The organism is Porticoccus sp. (assembly GCA_023261185.1).
Taxonomy (GTDB): domain Bacteria; phylum Pseudomonadota; class Gammaproteobacteria; order Pseudomonadales; family Porticoccaceae; genus Porticoccus; species Porticoccus litoralis.
Genome location: JALRJN010000014.1, coordinates 1 through 2787, shown reverse-complemented (window position 1 = coordinate 2787; position 2787 = coordinate 1). Strand labels below are relative to the sequence as shown.

The 2787-nt window shown below is 53.6% G+C and carries 3 protein-coding genes; 1 reads left to right on the top strand and 2 read right to left on the bottom strand.

Features of this window, described 5'->3' with window-relative positions; all coding sequences use genetic code 11:
- Positions 1-556 precede the first annotated feature (556 nt).
- On the top strand, positions 557-1558 hold the full coding sequence (rhuM, locus tag ACYZYZ_RS01260) for a RhuM family protein (RefSeq protein WP_461482970.1): 1002 nt from the start codon (positions 557-559) through the stop codon (positions 1556-1558).
- A gap of 140 nt (positions 1559-1698) precedes the next feature.
- On the opposite strand, the gene ACYZYZ_RS01255 is transcribed toward rhuM, so the two are convergent.
- Positions 1699-2580, bottom strand: coding sequence for a carbon-nitrogen hydrolase (locus ACYZYZ_RS01255; RefSeq protein WP_461482969.1), 882 nt, complete (start codon positions 2578-2580; stop codon positions 1699-1701).
- A gap of 16 nt (positions 2581-2596) precedes the next feature.
- On the bottom strand, positions 2597-2787 hold a 191-nt coding region (locus ACYZYZ_RS01250; RefSeq protein WP_461482968.1), incomplete at its 5' end, for an agmatine deiminase family protein.

The following is a 2787-nucleotide window of genomic DNA, read 5'->3' as shown; positions in this document are numbered from 1 at the left end:
CGAAAGAACGATCGTACCTGGTATGATGAAAGAACGATCGTACCAGTGGTACCCTAATGACTGAATTGATGACGAAGGAGTTACGAGTCACAGCGCATATGATGACACCTTTGCCCCCCAAAGTATTTCAAGTCCGGCCTTGGGCACCATCCAAAAGAACAGGCTCCAACTTAGATTGGGGCCTTTTTTATGCTCAGACTTAGCTTGGAATTATCTAAACCTGAAATAGATCGTACCTTGCATAGACTCTTTCACTGCCTGGAACTCCCATATATACGAAACCCCACTTTCAGATAGACGAAAATAAACTTTCACATAGACGCAATTTTGCTTACGGGCAGTGAACACACTGAATGTAGTCTCCTTCTAAAATCAAATAGATGCCATCAACCAGCAGAGGCGGGATGTGCTATCCAACCGCGGAGAGTTTTACGAGAACTCCTGTCCTGTCGTGTTGTTGGGGCGCCTGCTTGTGAAAGGTGACATACTTGGGCTCGGTTGTCGCAAAGGCTGCGATAGCTTCGGTAATACCATATCCTTATCGCAGGGAGGCGATATGAACAGCGAAAACAACCAGATCGAAATCTACCAGACTGCCGATGGCCAGACCGAAATTGAGGTCAGGCTGGAGGCGGATACGCTGTGGCTAACGCAGGCGCAGATGGGTGAGCTTTTCGGCAAGGATGTGCGAACGATTAACGAACATATTAAAAATATCTTTTCTGACAAGGAGCTGGTCGAAGATGCAACTATCCGGAAATTCCGGATAGTTCGGCAGGAGGGCAGCCGTAAGGTACGGCGTGAGATTGAACATTACAATCTCGATATGGCGATTTCCGTCGGTTACCGAGTGAATTCCAAGCAGGGGACTCTGTTTCGTATCTGGGCTACCAATCGGCTGAGGGAGTATTTGGTGCAGGGCTATACCCTCAACCGCAGTCGTTTCGAGAAAAACGCCGCCGAGTTGGAGCAGGCACTGGCTCTTATTCAAAAAGCTGCGCTAAGCCCCGAGCTGTCCGGGGACGCGGGTAGAGGCCTGGTCGATATCGTCTCCTGCTATACCCAAACTTTCCTGTGGTTGCAGCGCTACGATGAAGGTTTGCTGGAAGAGCCCGCAGGTGAAACCGGTGGCAAGTTGCCTTCGCCTGATGAAGCTATGACATCGCTGGGGCAGCTAAAGGAGCAATTGATAGAACGCGGCGAGGCAACACCACTGTTTGCCCAGGTGCGTGAGCATGGACTGGCGGGCATATTCGGTAACCTGGATCAATCTGTGTTTGGTGAACCGGCTTATCCGACTGTGGAAAGCAAGGCGGCACATCTGCTGTATTTTGTGGTGAAAAACCACCCCTTCGCCGATGGCAACAAACGCAGCGGCGCATTTCTGTTTGTGGATTTTCTGCACCGCAATGGTCGCCTGCTGAGCAGTGATGGGTATCCGATTATTAACGACACCGGCCTGGCTGCGTTGACACTACTGGTGGCGGAATCGGACCCGAAACAGAAAGAGACATTGATCCGGCTGATTATGAATATGCTGAGCCTCGACAAGGCATAGTTCAGCTCAGTGTGTGCATTTTCGAAGTCAAGCTGTAACGGTTAATTGAGGCGCTTTTGGAGTAACCCCGAACGCCACCACAAAACCCGTGAAGCTCAAAACGACTTTCGTCGGCAGCCCAATGCAGTGTTGAGCCGTGATCAATCCCGATAAAGTTTGGTCAGATCGGTGTAATGATCCACCCGCCGGTCCCGCAGGTAGGGCCACATACGGCGCACGTCTTCACCCCGGGCCAAATCTACTTTCACCGTAGCAAAGCTTTCGCTTTCGGTATCTGCCTGCCAGAGAATTTCACCCTGTGGTCCGGCGACGAAACTGGAGCCCCAGAAATCTGCACCGGGTCCGCCATTCGGGTCTGCTTCATGGCCAATGCGGTTGACGCTGATCACCGGTAAACCGTTGGCGACGGCATGGGCGCGCTGGATGGTAATCCAGGCATCGCGCTGGCGTTGTTTCTCGGCTTCGTCATCCGGTGGATACCAGCCAATGGCCGTGGGGTAAATGAGCATGTCGGCACCGGCCATGGCCATCAGACGCGCGGCTTCCGGGAACCACTGATCCCAGCACACCAGTACGCCGAGTTTGCCCACAGAGGTCTGGATAGGGGTAAAACCGAGGTCGCCGGGGGTGAAATAGAATTTCTCGTAGTAGCCGGGATCGTCCGGGATATGCATCTTGCGGTATTTGCCGGCGATACTGCCGTCGCTGTCCAGCACCACCGCTGTGTTGTGGTACAGCCCGGCGGCACGGCGTTCAAACAGTGAGGAAACGATCACCACGCCCAGCTCTTTGGCCAGCGCCCCGAGTGTGTCGGTGCTGGGGCCGGGAATGGTTTCCGCCAGGTCAAACAGATCAGGGTTTTCCTGCTGACAGAAATACAGGCTGCGGTGCAGTTCCTGAAGCACTACCAAGTTGGCACCCTGGCTTGCCGTGGCACGAATACCTTCCAGAGTCTTTTGCAGGTTTGCGTCGACATCAGCACCGCAAGCGTGCTGCACAACACCAATGGTCAGCTCGGTCATAAGGTGTTTACCCCTGTTACTTTTGTTGCGCTGCCGGGGTCACTACGCCCCTGGGCAGTTGCATGGTAATGCAGTGAAGACTGCCATGCTGGTGGATTATGGGCAGGCAATCAAGCCCCTGAATGTCGTAGCCCGGGAAGGCAGTTGCCATTTGTGCCAAGGCTGCTTCGTCATTGGCATCCCGGTAGGTGGGAACGATCACCATGC